The organism is Sphingomonas sp. EU05-FHT14C10, assembly GCF_058790595.1.
The window spans coordinates 1-13,521 of the sequence record NZ_JBYTEN010000035.1 but is presented as its reverse complement, the minus strand read 5'-3'; the positions used below and the strand labels follow the sequence as shown (position 1 = coordinate 13,521).

Sequence of the window (13,521 nt, the reverse complement as noted above, 5' to 3'; positions counted from 1 at the left end):
CCCCCACCCGGCCTCCCACTCAGTATATGCTAGATGAGAGGCCGGGTGGGGGAGCGGGCCGGCGCCGCGCAATGCGCTTTCAGCGCATTCTGGAAAACCTAACCCCGCCCGAAGCTCTGCGCCTTGCGGCCGAAGGCCGGGCGGCGCTCAACCAGCGGATTGGTCTCGCGGTCGAACAGCGCCAGCGTCTCCTCGAACAGGGGGCGCAGGCGCACCACTTTCTCGATCAGCTCGTCGGGCGCCTGATGCATTTCCACGCAGCGTCGCGCGACGACTTCGATCTCTTCGGCAAGCGCCGCCAGCGGCTCCGCGCCGAACTGGCGCGATTCGCCCTTCAGCGTATGCGCCGGCAGCACCAGCGCCGCCGCGATCGCGCCACGCATCGCCGTTTCGATCTGCATCACCGATTTTGCGCCATCCTCGCGAAAATAGCCGAGGATACGCACGAAATCGGCGCCCAGCTCGGCGCGCGCTTCCTGGAACATCGTCCAGTCAACCAATTCTGACTGCATGTCGGACACTGCGCCCGTATCCCTTTATCCCGACGGTCCGGCTCTGGAGGCCTTCGCGAACATCATAGGGACGGATAGTAAATGACGGGTTGATGCCTCGCGCGCCTCAGGCGGGCCGGCGAACGCGCAGTCCCGTGCCGATCGCAGTCGCCTCCTCGGCCACGCTCCATCCCTGCTCTGCGGCCAGCGCGCCGATCTCGCGCGGGGCGGCGGGATCGTCCACCACGATCAGCGCCTGGTCCGCGCCGCGCATCGCGCGCGCCACGCGCAGCGCCGGCCACGGACAGCGCATCCCGCGCGCGTCGATCACCGGTCGAAGGGGTTTTTGGGTGCGCGCACCGTCAGCCGCACCGGCACCGCGCCAAAGCCCAGATCGCGCCGGATGCCGTTGAGCAGATAGCGGCGATAGCTTTCGGGAAGCTGGTCGACGCGCGTGCCAAACAGAATGAAGCTCGGCGGGCGCGTCTTGGCCTGCGTCACATAGCGCAGCTTGATCCGCTTGCCGCCGGGCGCAGGCGGTGGGTTCTTCTCGATCGCGCGCTCCAGCCAGCGGTTGATCTGGCCGGTCGTGACGCGCATCGACCAGGCATCGCGCACCTCGAAGGCAGTGGCGAGCAGCTGATCGAGCCCCTTGCCCGTCGCCGCCGAGACGGTGAGCACCGGCAGCCCCTTCACCTGCGCCAGACCCTCGTCGAGCGCGGCGCGCACGCCGTTGAACAGCGCGCTGGGGTTTTCCGCCACGTCCCACTTGTTGAGCGCGATGATCAGCGCGCGTCCTTCCTGCAGCACGAGATCGGCGATGCGCAGATCCTGCGCCTCCAGCCCGCGCGTCGCGTCGAGCAGCAGCACGACGACCTCGGCGAAGTCGACCGCGTGGAGCGCATCGGCGACGGACAGCTTCTCCAGCTTGTCCTGCACATTGGCGCGCTTGCGCATCCCGGCGGTATCGATCAGCCGGACGGGGCGGCCCTGCCATTCCCAGTCGACCGCGATCGAATCGCGCGTGATCCCGGCCTCGGGTCCGGTGATCATCCGGTCCTCGCCGAGCAGACGGTTGACCAGCGTCGACTTGCCCGCATTGGGGCGACCGACGATGGCGAGCTTGAGCGGGCCGTCCGCGGCCTCCCCATCCTCGTCCACGCCGTCTTCCTCGATTTCGTCCTCGGGCAGGTCGATGAAGGGCTGAAGCCCCTCGAACAGATCGGCCAGCCCCTCGCCATGCTCGGCGGAGAGCTGCACCGGATCGCCGAAGCCCAGCGCGAGCGATTCGAGCACGCCCTGCTCGCCCGCGCGTCCCTCGGCCTTGTTGGCGACAAGCACCACCGGCGTGTCGCCCGAGCGCAGCCAGCGCGCGATCTCGGCATCGAGCGGCAAGACCCCGGCGCGCGCGTCGATCATCAGCAGCGCTACGTCGGCACCCGTCACCGCCGCCTCGGTCTGCGCGCGCATCCGGCCCGGCAGGCTCTGCGGATCGTCTTCCTCAAAGCCGGCGGTGTCGACGATGCGGAAATCGCAGCCGAGCAGAGTCGCGTCGCCCTCGCGGCGATCGCGTGTCACGCCGGGGCGATCGTCGACCAGCGCCAGCTTCTTGCCGACGAGACGGTTGAACAGTGTCGACTTGCCGACATTGGGGCGACCGACGATCGCCACGATTGGGAGCTTGCGGGACATGATTCCCGCGCCCCTACCCTGTTCTGCACCGCTTGTCGAAGATTGGGCGCAGGCGTCCCCGCGCGACCGCCCTGTCGGGGCTTAGCGCCAGGCGGTCAGCTTGCCCTTGATGTCGATCGTAAAGAGCGTGCCGCCCGCCACCACCGGCCGCAGGAAGATCGGCGTCTTGTGTTTGACGATCTTGCGAACCTCGCCCGTTTCGGGCGCGACATAGGCGATCTGCCCCTCGGTGCTGACGAGGATGAGCTGGTCGCCCGCCATCACCGGCCCGGCCCAGGCGATCTGCCCCTTCTTACGCTTTTCCTTCTTCCAGCGCTGGAGCTGGCTCACCCAGCGCACCTTGCCCGTCGTGCGTGCGATGCACAGCAGGCGGCCGTCATCGGCGACGACATAGACCCATTCGCCCGCGACCCAGGGCGTCGAAATGCCGCCGAGATTGATTTCCCACAGCCGCTGCCCCGTCACCAGTTCGAGCGAGACCATGCGGCCGCCTTCGCCGATCGCATAGACGCGCCCCTGATCGATCACGGGATCGGCATCGACATCGTTGATGATACCGACCTGCGTCGAGATGCTCGTCTTGGACAGCGCATCCTGCCACAGGTTGCGGCCATTCTCGTAGCGATAGGCGTTGAGTTCGCCCGACGAGAAGCCGGCGACAACCGTTCCCTGCCCGACAGCGGGCGCGGCGACGCCGAAGATGCCGGCGGTCTCGACAGTGCCGCTCGCCGTCCATTCGACATTGCCGTCGCTTTCGCGCAGCGCATAAAGCTGGTTGTCCTGCGACATGGCGAAGACCACGCCGTTGGCGACGGTGGGCGCGCCGCGCAGCGGGCTGCCCGGGCGCTTCTTCCAAAGCTGCTTGCCCTCGGCATCGAAGGCCACCACGTCACCCAGCCCGTTGGTCGCATAAAGCCGATCGCCGTCGACGCTGACGCCGCCGCCGAAGACGATCCCGCTCGTTCCCTTCATCTCGCCGGACAGGAAGCCCTTGCCACCGCCGACATCCTTGGCGTCGCCGACATCAGCCTGCCAGATGAGCTTGCCCGTCTTGGCGTCGAAGGCGCGCAGCTTGGCGCGCGTGTCGACGATATATACGCGCCCGTTCGCGACGACCGGTGCGGCGGCCAGCCGCGAACGCCCGTTGCCCGGATCGATCCTGGCGCTCCACGCTTCCTTGGGATCGCGCGCCAGCGCAAGATTGCCCATCGATTTGGTCGCCGATCCCCCCGGCTGGGTCCATTCGGCATTCTCGACTGCCGGCGGCACCGCCACCGGCACTTCTGCCAGCGTCGGATCGACCTGCACGCTCGCTTCGGAAACGAGGATGGGGATACGATGGCCGAGCACCGCCGTCTTGGGCTCGCTCTTCTTCAGAACGCCGCAGCCGCCCAGCGTCGCGACGGCCGAAAGCATCAGGATATTGGCGAAAACACGCTTCATTTCGAGGGGCTTCCATTGACGGCGGACGGGTCGACACCCAATAGGGACGCCATCTGCACGGCGCGTGAACGAAGGCTGCGCGGCACGCCGACATCATTGGCGATCAGCGCGAACAGGCGGCCGGCCTCGGCGGTCTTGCCCTGCTTCATATAAGCGATGGCGACCATCTCGCCCGCGCTGCCGAACCAGGGATTGCCGGGGACGGCATAGCCGCTCAGCCGGCTGGTGACATCGGCGGGCGCGATCGTGTCGAACTCGACGGCGGTCTGGCGGATCAGCGCGATGTCGCGGAAGGGCTTGGCGACCGAAGCATCGTCGGCGATCGCCTTATACTGCGCCGCCGCACCTTTGGCGTCGCCCTTCTGCACCGCGATGTCGGCCAGCGCCAGCCGCGCGGTGGCCGAATAGCCGGGGCGCGTCGACTTGGCGAGCGCGTCGAGCTCGGGCTTGGCGACGTCGAGCTTGTTCGCGCCGAGCGAGTCGAGCGCGGCCGCCATCTTCTCGCCCTCGATCCCCGCCTCTTTCAGCTGGTGATTCTGGTACCAGAGATAGCCGCCGAAAATGGCGAGGCCGAGGCCGATCGCGATCGCGACCCAGCGCCCGTAAGTCTTCCAGAAACCTGAGATCTGATCGCGGCGGAGCTCCTCATCGACTTCGCGCAGAAAGGCTTCGTTGTCAGTCGGCGTTAAAGCCAAAATCCGTCTCCATGGGGCAAAGCGCGGCGGACCTTAGCGATGCCCGCCGCCAAGGGAAAGCAGGGAAACCGCCTAGCCCTTCGGCTGATAGGTCTGGTCGGGCGTGGGGAAGCTGCGGTCGCGCACGTCGGCGGCATAGGCGCCTGCGGCCTCGCTCACCAGATCGGCCATCGCGGCATAACGTTTCACGAAGCGCGCCGTCCGCTCGAACAGCCCGAGCATGTCCTCGGCGACCAGCACCTGCCCGTCGCACTGCGCCGAAGCCCCGATGCCGATGGTCGGACAGGATACCTCGCGCGTGATCGCGATCGCGATCGGCTCCAGCACGCCTTCGATGACGATGGCGAAGGCCCCCGCCGCGTCGACCGCGCGCGCATCGGCCACGATCTTCTTTTCCTCGGCCTCGCTGCGCCCGCGCGCGCCATAGCCGCCCAGCGCGTTCACCGCCTGCGGGGTGAGGCCGACATGCGCGACCACCGGGATGCCGCGCGCCGAAAGGAAGGCGATCGTCTCCGCCATCGCCTCGCCGCCTTCGAGCTTGACCGCCGCGGCGCCGGTTTCCTTCAGGATGCGCGCGGCGCTCAGGAAGGCCTGCTCCTTCGACGCTTCGTAGCTGCCGAAGGGCATGTCGACGACGACGACCGAATGATAGCTGCCCCTGACGACCGCCGCGCCGTGCGCGCACATCATCTCGAGGCTGACGGGCACGGTCGAGGGCAGGCCGTAGATCACCTGCCCCAGGCTGTCGCCGACCAGCAGCATGTCGCAATGCGGATCGAGCAGCTGCGCCATGCGGACCGTATAGGCCGTCAGCATCACCAGCGGCTCGCCGCCCTTGCGCTGGCGGATCGCGGGAACCGTCAGCCGCTTCATCGGCGCGGGCGTCGGGTTGGCGCGGCTCGTCGACGTGTCGATCGTATAGGTGGTGGACATGGGCAGCAGCCCTAGCCCTTTCCGCCGCGCCGACCAAGCCCGCACGGGCGAAAGCGGGTCAACGCACGAAGGCGATTGCCTTTTCGCGCGCGCAGTGCTGCGTTGCGCGCAATCAATTCCGGGGGGAATGACATGAGCTTCATCACTCTGGTCGCCGCCGCCACGCAAGGCTTCGATGTCGAAGCCGCGACGCGCGCCTATCTCGACACGCTGGCGGGGCCGGCGCGTGCCAAATCCGATGCCTATTTCGAGGGCGGCTACTGGCTGATCCTGTGGAACGCGCTCGTCACCGCCGCCAGTTGCTGGATCCTGCTGCGCAGCGGATGGTCGGCGCGCTTCAGCGCCTGGGCGGCGCGCACCGGGCGCAAGCGCTGGCTTGCCCCCGCGCTTTATGCCGTGCCCTTCGTCGTCGCGACCACGATCATCCAGCTGCCCTGGACGATCTACACCGGCTTCTTCCGCGAGAAGCACTATGGGCTGATGAACCAGAGCTTCGGTGCCTGGCTCGGCGAACAGGGCATCGCGCTCATCGTCTCGATCGTCATGACCGCCTTGCTGCTGATGCTGATCTTCGCGGTCATCCGTCGCCTGCCGCGCGGCTGGTGGCTGGCGGGAACGCTGGCGATGACGGGCTTCGCGGCGATCGGCGCCGTCATCGCGCCGCTTTTCATCATGCCGCTCTTCAACAGCTACACGCCGATGAAGCCGGGGCCGCTGCGCGACGAGATTCTGGCCATGGCGCACACCCACAACATCCCGGCCGACAATATCTATGTCGTCGATGCCTCGCGCCAGTCGAAGCGCATCTCGGCCAATGTTTCGGGGCTTGGCCCCACGATCCGCATCTCGCTCAACGACAATCTGCTCAACCGCTCGACCCCGGCCGAGATCAAGTCTGTGATGGGGCATGAGATGGGCCATTATGTCCTCAACCATATCTGGTGGGGTCTGGCCGGTTTCTCGATCATCTTCCTCGCCGCCTTCCTGCTCCTTTATCGGCTCACCCCGCGCCTGCTCGCGCGCTGGGGCGGCGGATGGGGCGTCCATGACGTGACCGACCCGGCGGTGACGCCGCTCTTCCTGATCATCGTCTCCTTCTTCGGCATCATCGCCACGCCCGCGATCAACAGCCTGACCCGCATCGACGAAAGCCAGGCCGACGCCTTCGGCCTCGACGTGGCGCGCGAGCCCGACGGTTTCGCCAACATCGCGATGAAGCTCAGCGAATATCGCAAGATCGAACCCGGCCCGATCGAGGAGGTCATCTTCTTCGATCATCCCTCGGGCCACACGCGCGTCCATATGGCGATGCAGTGGAAGGCCGATCATCTGGCCGAGGTCGAGGCGAAGGAAAAACAAAGCCAAAAGCCCGCGCCATAAGCCTCCCGGTTGATTGTCGGCCGCCGGGGCGATGGCTATTGTCGGGATCACCCTGTGTCTTTTTTAAGGAGGTCGTTCCATGCCCAAGCTCGCGAAGCTGCTGCCCTGCGCGCTGATCGTCGCGCTCGTCGCGCCGCCGGCCGCTGCGGCGTCGCTCAGCGCCAAGGAAAGCGCGCGCGTCGCCCGTGCAGCGCCCAAAGATCGCAACGATGTCCGCTGGTGCCTGCTCCAGCGCAAGAAGGGTACGAAAAAGGGCACGATCATCGGCGGTGCCGGCGGCGCCGGCGTCTCGTTGCTTGCGGGTGGTGGCCTGGGTGAGACGGTGCTGGCGGCAGGCGCAGGCGCACTCGTCGGCAACCGCATCGGCCACGGCTCGAACAGCAAGGCCTGCGACCGGGTGCTGAAGCGCAATCCCTGATCGGACCGGCGGCCGGTCCGCTGGCATGAGTCGCCTCCTCGTTTTCGGACCCGGCTATACCGCGTCGCGCCTCATCGATCGCGCGGCGCGGCGCGGCTGGGCGGTGAGCGCCGTCGATCGCGCGCGCTTCGATGACGCCGGTCGCGTCGATGCGCTGATCGGCTGGTCCACGCACATCCTGTCGTCGGTCCCGCCCGATCAGGGCGGCGATCCCGTGCTCCGCGCCCATGGTGCCGCGCTCGCGGCGGCCGGGCGCCAGATGCTCTACCTCTCGTCGACCGGCGTCTATGGCGACGCGCAGGGCGCGTGGATCGACGAGACCGCGCCGACCGCGCCCGGCCGCCGCCCCGCGCGCCACGACGCCGACAGCGCCTGGCGCACCTTGTTCCCCGATGCCTTCGTCTTTCGCCTCCCCGGCATCTACGGCCCCGGCCGTTCGCCGATCGCGCGGCTGCGCGACGGGCAGGCGCACCGCGTCGATCTTCCCGGCCAGATGTTCAGCCGCATCCATGTCGACGATATCGTCGCGGCGCTGATTCTCGCGATCGAGGGTGGTCCACCCGGCCTCTACAATCTCGCCGACGATCGCCCCGCTCCGCAGGCCGATGTCGTCGCCCATGCCGCGCGCCTGATCGGGGTCGCGCCGCCGCCCTTCACGCCGCTTGCCGATCTGCCGCCGGCCACGCGCGCCTTTTATGAAAGCAGCCGCCGCATCGCCAACGGCAAGGCCAAGCGCCGGCTCGGCTGGCGGCCGGCCTATCCCGACTATCAGGCGGGGCTGCGCGCCCTCAGCGCGATCACCAACCCGACCAGCGCCAGTGCGCCGCCCACCGCCGCCTCGACCGACCAGCGATAGCCTTCGAACAGCGTCGAGAGGCCCATTGCGATCACCGGGATCAGCACGCTCGAATAGGCCGCGCGCGCCGCGCCCATTTCCTTGATCAGGTCGAAATAGAGCGCGAAGGCGATCGCCGACCCGAAAATGCCGAGGTAGAACAGCCCGACAACATAGCCGATCCGCCATTCGAACACCGGCGGTCCGCTGCTTGCCCAGGCGAGCAGCGCGTCGATTACCGCGCCGATCAGCATCGCCCAGCCCATCGTCACCATCACCGGCAGCGCCCTCGCCCGCTCGCTCGCCTGCATGACGTTCGCGATCGAGGCCGCCAGCACGGCCGCCAGCGTCAGCGCAATTCCGGTCATGACGGCGCGCGGCCCCGCCACGGCGGTTTCCATCTCATGTGCGAACAGCAAGGCGACGCCGACCATCGCCACTCCGGATCCGATCAGGAAAGCGCGCGACACGCCCTGTTTCAGGAAGATCCAGCTGAGCAGCGCATTGGGGACGACGAGCAGCGCGAAGACGAGCGCAACCAGCCCCGAGGTCACATAATGCTCGGCCGGATAGACGAAATTATAATTGAGCACGAACTGCGTCAGCCCCAGCCCGACCGCGAAGCCGAAATCGGCGGGCTTCATCCAGACACTCGTCCCGCGCGCGGCGGCAACGCCCAGCATCACGGCGCCGGCAAGCAGGAAACGATAGCTGACCGACCAGAGCGGCGGCACGACGCTCAACTGGTCGCGGATCACCAGCCAGGTCGATCCCCAGATCAGCGTCACGATGATGAAAGGCAGCGCGACCCGCCCGCGCTGGCGCGCGGTGAGCGGGGCCGTGCCTTCGGTCACAGCCGTGCGATCGCGTCGGCGAGCGGTGCGACCGCCGCCGCGTCCTGATCCCAGCTCGTCACCAGCCGCGCCTCGCCTTCGGCCCAGTCGTAGAAGTCGAAGCCCAGCGCGCGCAGCGATGCAGCTTCGGCCGCCGTCACGCGCAGGAACACTTCGTTCGCTTCCACTGGATGGATCAGCCGGTCACCCGCGGCCTCGCCGATCAGCGTGGCGCTGGCGTTGGCCGCGCGCGCATTGTCCAGCCAGATATCGTCCTTCAGCATCGCGATGATCTGCGCCGCCATATAGCGGCCCTTGGACAGGAGATGCCCCGCGCGCTTGCGGCGGATCGCGACGAGATCGGCAAGTTCGGGCTTGAAGAAGACCAGCGCCTCGGCCGAAAGCCCGCCATTCTTGACGAAGCCGAAGCTCATCACGTCGATGCCCGCGCGCCACGTGAGTTCCGCAGGCGAGGCTCCCGTGTGGACCAGGGCGTTGGCGAAGCGGGCTCCGTCCATGTGGAAGCCCCAGCCGCGCGCGCGCGCCAGATCGCCCAGCGCTTCAACTTCGGCAGGGTGATAGACGCGGCCATATTCGGTCGCGTTGGTGATGGTCAGCGCGTGCGGCTGGACGCGGTGGACGTCGTTGGCGATCGCATCGGCGGTCGCGCGCACCGTCTCGGGCGTCAGCTTGGCGCCATCGCCGCCGGCGAGCAGCAGCTTCGCGCCATGGGTGAAGAATTCGGGCGCGCCGCATTCGTCATTCTGCACATGCGCGTCGCGGTGGCAGATCACCCCGCCATGCGGCGGGCAGAGCGCGGCCAGCGCCAGCGAATTGGCCGCCGTGCCGGTCGCGATCCAGAGCGCACGCACCTGCGTCTCGAACAGGTCGGAAAAGGCCGTATCGAGCGAGCGGCTGAGCGCGTCGCCGTCATAAGCGGTGTCGAGCCGGTTGGCGGCCGCAAGCGCGTCGAGCACCGCCGGGTGAGCGGGCGCCGCATTGTCTGAAAAGAAGCGCATGACCGCGCCTTTGCTGGGGATGGCAACCGCCGTCAAGCGCCCGCCCGCTTTCCTGTCCCCAAGGTTTAACTTCCGTCATCTGGCGGTGCCGCAAATCGACACGCCGCTTCGCCTGCGCTAAAGCCGCGCAGTGACCGCGCCCGCAAAGATTCCGACCGACTCGCGGCCGTCGCCCGATGCGCTACTGCGCCAGGCGAAGCGCGAGGATCGCGGCAAGCTCAAGATCTTCCTCGGCGCCGCGCCCGGCGTGGGCAAGACGTTCGAGATGCTTCGCGAAGGCGCCGAGCGGCTGCGCGCCGGCGTCGACGTGGTGGTCGGCGTGGTCGAGACGCATGGCCGCGCCGAGACGGAGGCGCTGCTAGCCCCCTTCGAGATCATTCCCCGCATGCCCGTCGCCCACGCAACGGGCACGCTGATGGAGATGGACCTGGACGCCATTCTCGACCGCGCGCCCCGGCTGGTGCTGGTCGACGAATATGCCCACAGCAATCCGGACGAATGTCGCCACCCGAAGCGCTGGCAGGATGTCGACGAGCTGCTCGCAGCGGGCATCGACGTCTATACCACGCTCAACGTCCAGCATATCGAGAGCCTCGGCGACGTCGTCGCCAGCTTCACCCGTGTCCGCGTCCGCGAGACCGTTCCCGACAGCGCGATCGATCAGGCCGAGGTCGAGATCGTCGACCTTCCGCCCGACGAGCTGATCGAGCGGCTGAAGGACGGCAAGGTCTATGTGCCCGACGAGGCGACGCGCGCGCTGACGCACTTCTTCTCCAAGTCCAACCTCTCGGCGTTGCGCGAGCTGGCGTTGCGCCGCGCGGCGCTCAGCGTCGATCACCAGATGCTCGAGCATCTCGACGCCAACGCCCTGCCCGGCACCTTTGCGGCCGGCGAACGCGTGCTCGTCGCGGTCAGCGAGCTGCCGGGGTCGGACATGATCGTGCGCACCGCCAAGCGATTGGCCGACGCGCTCCGCGCGCCCTGGACTGCGGTGTTCATCGAGACGCCGCGCGCCGACACCTTCAGCAAGGCCGATCGCGCGCGCCTCGCCGATGCGCTCCGCCTCGCCGGCACGCTCGGCGCCACGATCGCGACCGTCCCGGCCGAGAATGTCACTGCCGGGCTGCTCGCCCAGATCCAGGGAATGCGCGCGACCCAGCTCGTCATGGGCAAATCGGTCCGCAGCTGGTGGTTCGAGCTGCGCCACGGATCGGTCGTCGATCGGCTGCTCAAGCATAGCGAGGGCCTGGCGGTCCACGTCATTCCCGCGACCCAGACCAAGGGAGCGCAGACCTCCCGGCGCAGCGCGCCTGCCAGCCGCTGGGGATCGCCGCTCGTCTGGGCGCTCGTGTCGGCGATGATCGCGCTCACCACCGGCTTCGCCGAGCTGGTCGAGCCGATCATCGGCGGCGGCGGGATCGATCTCATCTATCTCGTGCCGACAATTGCAGCGGCGACGCTCTACGGCCTGCGCGTCGGGCTCATCACCGGCGCGATCTGCGCGCTCGCCTATAATTTCTTCTTCCTCCCGCCGCTCTACACCTTCACGATCGGCGATCCGGAAAGCGTCTTCACCGTCTTCGTGCTGCTCGCGGTCGCGACCTTCGCCAGCAAGCTTGCCGGCCAGCTGCGTTCGCGCGCCGCTCTCGGCGTGCGCAGCGCGCGCGAGAATGCCGCCGTCGCCGGCTTCGCCCAGACGCTCGCACGCGTCTCCGATGCAGAGGCGACGGCCGGCGCCATCTGCGAGGAAGTCGCCCGCCTGCTCGACGTCAACGCCGTCGTCCTCGCCCGCAATCCGCTGGGCGGGCCGCCACGAATCCTCGCCGCGCGCCCGCCGGTCGAGCGCCTCGATCCCGTCGACATCGCCGCCGTCGACTGGGCCTTCGCGCGAGGCGAGGCGGCGGGCCACGGTTCAAGCACGCTCAATGCCGCCGACTGGCAGTTCCACCCGCTCAAGACCTCGCTCGGCGTCCTCGCCGTGCTTGGCATCGCGCGCGAGGACGGGACGGAACCGGTGCCGTCGGACCGCGCCTTGCTCCTCGCCACGCTGGTCGGCCAGGCCGCGCTCGCGCACGAACGCATCGCGCTCGAAAGCGAGATGCGCGACCTGTCGATGCTCAAGGAGCGCGATCGGTTGCGCACTGCCCTGCTCTCGTCGATCGGGCATGATCTGCGCACCCCGCTCACCGTGATCGCGGCAGCGGTCGAGGCGCTCAAGGCCGAGATCCCTAAATCCGAGACACTGCCGATCCTCAAGTCCGAAACGCAGCGCCTCCGCCGCTTCCTCGACGATCTGCTCGATATGGCGCGTATTGATGCAGGCGCGCTCCATCTTGTCCCCGAGCCCATCGACCTCACCGATGCGGTGGCGAGCGCGGTCCACGATCTGCGCGGCACGCTCGACAGCGATGCGGTCGACCTCGCCGTCCCGCCCACGCTGCCACTGGTCCGCGCCGATCCGCGCCTTCTCCACCACATCCTCGTCAACCTCCTGGCCAACGCCGCGCAGCATGGCGGCGGCCAGATCAGGATCGAGGCGGTGCGCCGCCAGGGCGGGCTGACGCTTTCGGTGCTCGATCGCGGCCCCGGCCTGCCCGAGGATCGCGTCGCGACCATCTTCGACACGTTCGTTCGCGGCGACGGGCATGATCGCACCGGCGGCAGCGGCCTCGGCCTCGCCATCGTCAAGGGCTTCGCCGATGCGATGCATGTCCGCGTCTATGCCGGCAACCGCGCGGATGGCGGCGCGGCCTTCACGCTCGATTTCGACGAAGCGCACATCGTCAAACCCGGCGCCGTCGAGGCAGCCGATGCCGATCAGGCCTGACCGGCCGCCTCGAGGATCAGCCGCGCAATTTCGTGCGGGTGCGAGATGAGCGAGACATGGCTCGATTTCAGCTCGATCGTCTTCGCGCCCATGCGCTTCGCCATGAAGCGCTCGAGATCGGGGTTGATCGTGCGGTCCTCGGTCGAGACGGCGTAATAGCTCGGCCTGCTGCGCCAGGCGGCGTTGGTCGTCCGCCCCGCGAGCAGCGCCTTGTGGAACGGTTCCTGCACCGCATAGAGCACGCGCGCCTTCGCCTCCGGCACGTCGCCGGCGAAGTCGCGCAAGAAGGCCTCCTCGGTCAGCCGCCCCTCGTCGCCGTCGAAGACGATGCCAGCGCTTGCCGGCGGGGTCGGGAAGCGCGCCGCCAGCGCGCTGTAATCCTCGCCTGCATCGGGCGCCCGCGCCGCGACATAGACGAGCGCGGAGACGTTGGGATGCACGCCGGCATCGGTCACGAGCATGCCCGAGAAGCTGTGCCCGGCAAGCACGGTCGGCCCGTCCTGCCGGTCGAGCACGCGCGTTGTCGCCGCGACGGCCTCGGGCAACGTCGTCAGCGGGTTCTGTACCGACGTGACATTCAGCCCGTGCGCCTGCAGGATCGCGATCACTTCCGACCAGGATGATCCGTCGGCGAAAAGGCCGTGTACCAGCACGACGTTGCGCGCCTTGGTCCGCACGCCGGGCGCAGCGAAGGCCATGCGCGGCGTCGCGAGAGTGGAAGCGGCGGCCGCAGCGAACGCGGCCTGCATGAACGAGCGCCGATCAATAGGCATCGCACCATCTCCGTTCTCGATATCGTCGATGGCTGGATTTTATGTCCGCAGGGCGCTCGCCCCAATTATCCGTAGGTTTCGATGCGCCCGGCCTTTCGATGCCGTGGAGGGCAAGGCCGTGCGGCGGGGGGGGGGGTTCCGCCCCCCCCCCCCCCCCCCCCCCCCCCCCCCCTTTCCTCCCA

At 68.1% G+C, this 13,521-nt stretch carries 13 protein-coding genes; 4 read left to right on the top strand and 9 right to left on the bottom strand.

Going from position 1 to position 13,521, the window contains the following annotated elements:
• Positions 1–98: 98 nt before the first annotated feature.
• The 6 genes from AC3WT0_RS19440 to panB all read right to left on the bottom strand — a co-directional run bounded on the left by AC3WT0_RS19440 (position 99) and on the right by panB (position 5,254).
• On the bottom strand, positions 99–521 hold the full coding sequence (locus AC3WT0_RS19440; protein ID WP_492755064.1) for an Hpt domain-containing protein: 423 nt from the start codon (positions 519–521) through the stop codon (positions 99–101).
• Positions 522–618: 97 nt separating this feature from the next.
• Positions 619–822, bottom strand: a complete 204-nt coding sequence (locus AC3WT0_RS19435) for a sulfurtransferase TusA family protein (RefSeq protein ID WP_492755063.1) — start codon at positions 820–822, stop codon at positions 619–621.
• Positions 819–2,183, bottom strand: a complete 1,365-nt coding sequence (gene der, locus AC3WT0_RS19430) for a ribosome biogenesis GTPase Der (RefSeq protein ID WP_492755062.1) — start codon at positions 2,181–2,183, stop codon at positions 819–821. Before der ends, AC3WT0_RS19435 begins: the two co-directional genes overlap by 4 nt.
• Positions 2,184–2,264: 81 nt before the next feature.
• Positions 2,265–3,626, bottom strand: a complete 1,362-nt coding sequence (locus AC3WT0_RS19425; protein WP_492755061.1) for an outer membrane protein assembly factor BamB family protein — start codon at positions 3,624–3,626, stop codon at positions 2,265–2,267.
• Entirely contained in the window at positions 3,623–4,321 is a 699-nt protein-coding gene (locus AC3WT0_RS19420) for a tetratricopeptide repeat protein (RefSeq protein WP_492755060.1), read from the bottom strand. Before AC3WT0_RS19420 ends, AC3WT0_RS19425 begins: the two co-directional genes overlap by 4 nt.
• Before the next feature lie 72 nt (positions 4,322–4,393).
• Positions 4,394–5,254 carry a 3-methyl-2-oxobutanoate hydroxymethyltransferase gene (panB, locus tag AC3WT0_RS19415; protein WP_492755059.1) on the bottom strand — a complete coding sequence of 287 codons (861 nt, stop codon included), beginning with the start codon at positions 5,252–5,254 and terminating at the stop codon, positions 4,394–4,396.
• Positions 5,255–5,386: 132 nt separating this feature from the next.
• Here panB and AC3WT0_RS19410 point away from each other — a divergent pair, with 132 nt between their 5' ends.
• The 3 genes from AC3WT0_RS19410 to AC3WT0_RS19400 all read left to right on the top strand — a co-directional run bounded on the left by AC3WT0_RS19410 (position 5,387) and on the right by AC3WT0_RS19400 (position 7,908).
• Positions 5,387–6,634 carry a M48 family metallopeptidase gene (locus AC3WT0_RS19410; RefSeq protein WP_492755058.1) on the top strand — a complete coding sequence of 416 codons (1,248 nt, stop codon included), beginning with the start codon at positions 5,387–5,389 and terminating at the stop codon, positions 6,632–6,634.
• Between the two features lie 79 nt (positions 6,635–6,713).
• On the top strand, positions 6,714–7,052 hold the full coding sequence (locus AC3WT0_RS19405) for a hypothetical protein (RefSeq protein WP_492755057.1): 339 nt from the start codon (positions 6,714–6,716) through the stop codon (positions 7,050–7,052).
• A gap of 25 nt (positions 7,053–7,077) precedes the next feature.
• Positions 7,078–7,908 carry a Rossmann-fold NAD(P)-binding domain-containing protein gene (locus AC3WT0_RS19400; protein WP_492755056.1) on the top strand — a complete coding sequence of 277 codons (831 nt, stop codon included), beginning with the start codon at positions 7,078–7,080 and terminating at the stop codon, positions 7,906–7,908.
• Here AC3WT0_RS19400 and AC3WT0_RS19395 read toward each other — a convergent pair.
• Positions 7,821–8,741, bottom strand: a complete 921-nt coding sequence (locus AC3WT0_RS19395) for a DMT family transporter (RefSeq protein WP_492755055.1) — start codon at positions 8,739–8,741, stop codon at positions 7,821–7,823. The two genes, AC3WT0_RS19400 and AC3WT0_RS19395, sit on opposite strands and share 88 nt — an antisense overlap.
• Positions 8,738–9,739: a threonine aldolase family protein gene (locus tag AC3WT0_RS19390; protein WP_492755054.1), complete on the bottom strand. Its 1,002-nt coding sequence runs from the start codon at positions 9,737–9,739 to the stop codon at positions 8,738–8,740. The genes AC3WT0_RS19395 and AC3WT0_RS19390 overlap by 4 nt, the downstream gene beginning before the upstream one ends.
• Before the next feature lie 130 nt (positions 9,740–9,869).
• Here AC3WT0_RS19390 and AC3WT0_RS19385 point away from each other — a divergent pair, with 130 nt between their 5' ends.
• Complete coding sequence (locus AC3WT0_RS19385; protein ID WP_492755053.1) at positions 9,870–12,566, top strand: ATP-binding protein; 2,697 nt, start codon at positions 9,870–9,872, stop codon at positions 12,564–12,566.
• Here the strand turns inward: AC3WT0_RS19385 and AC3WT0_RS19380 are convergent.
• A complete protein-coding gene (locus AC3WT0_RS19380; RefSeq protein WP_492755052.1) occupies positions 12,557–13,339 on the bottom strand; it encodes an alpha/beta hydrolase in 783 nt (260 codons plus the stop codon). The two genes, AC3WT0_RS19385 and AC3WT0_RS19380, sit on opposite strands and share 10 nt — an antisense overlap.
• Positions 13,340–13,521: the final 182 nt, after the last annotated feature.

Bases quoted from the DNA above. Each gene is read 5' to 3' on its own strand.
- AC3WT0_RS19400 (WP_492755056.1), top strand. From the start codon at position 7,078: ATGAGTCGCCTCCTCGTTTTCGGACCCGGCTATACCGCGTCGCGCCTC.
- AC3WT0_RS19405 (WP_492755057.1), top strand. From the start codon at position 6,714: ATGCCCAAGCTCGCGAAGCTGCTGCCCTGCGCGCTGATCGTCGCGCTC.
- AC3WT0_RS19425 (WP_492755061.1), bottom strand. From the start codon at position 3,626: ATGAAGCGTGTTTTCGCCAATATCCTGATGCTTTCGGCCGTCGCGACG.
- AC3WT0_RS19380 (WP_492755052.1), bottom strand. From the start codon at position 13,339: ATGCCTATTGATCGGCGCTCGTTCATGCAGGCCGCGTTCGCTGCGGCC.
- der (WP_492755062.1), bottom strand. From the start codon at position 2,183: ATGTCCCGCAAGCTCCCAATCGTGGCGATCGTCGGTCGCCCCAATGTC.
- panB (WP_492755059.1), bottom strand. From the start codon at position 5,254: ATGTCCACCACCTATACGATCGACACGTCGACGAGCCGCGCCAACCCG.
- AC3WT0_RS19410 (WP_492755058.1), top strand. From the start codon at position 5,387: ATGAGCTTCATCACTCTGGTCGCCGCCGCCACGCAAGGCTTCGATGTC.
- AC3WT0_RS19390 (WP_492755054.1), bottom strand. From the start codon at position 9,739: ATGCGCTTCTTTTCAGACAATGCGGCGCCCGCTCACCCGGCGGTGCTC.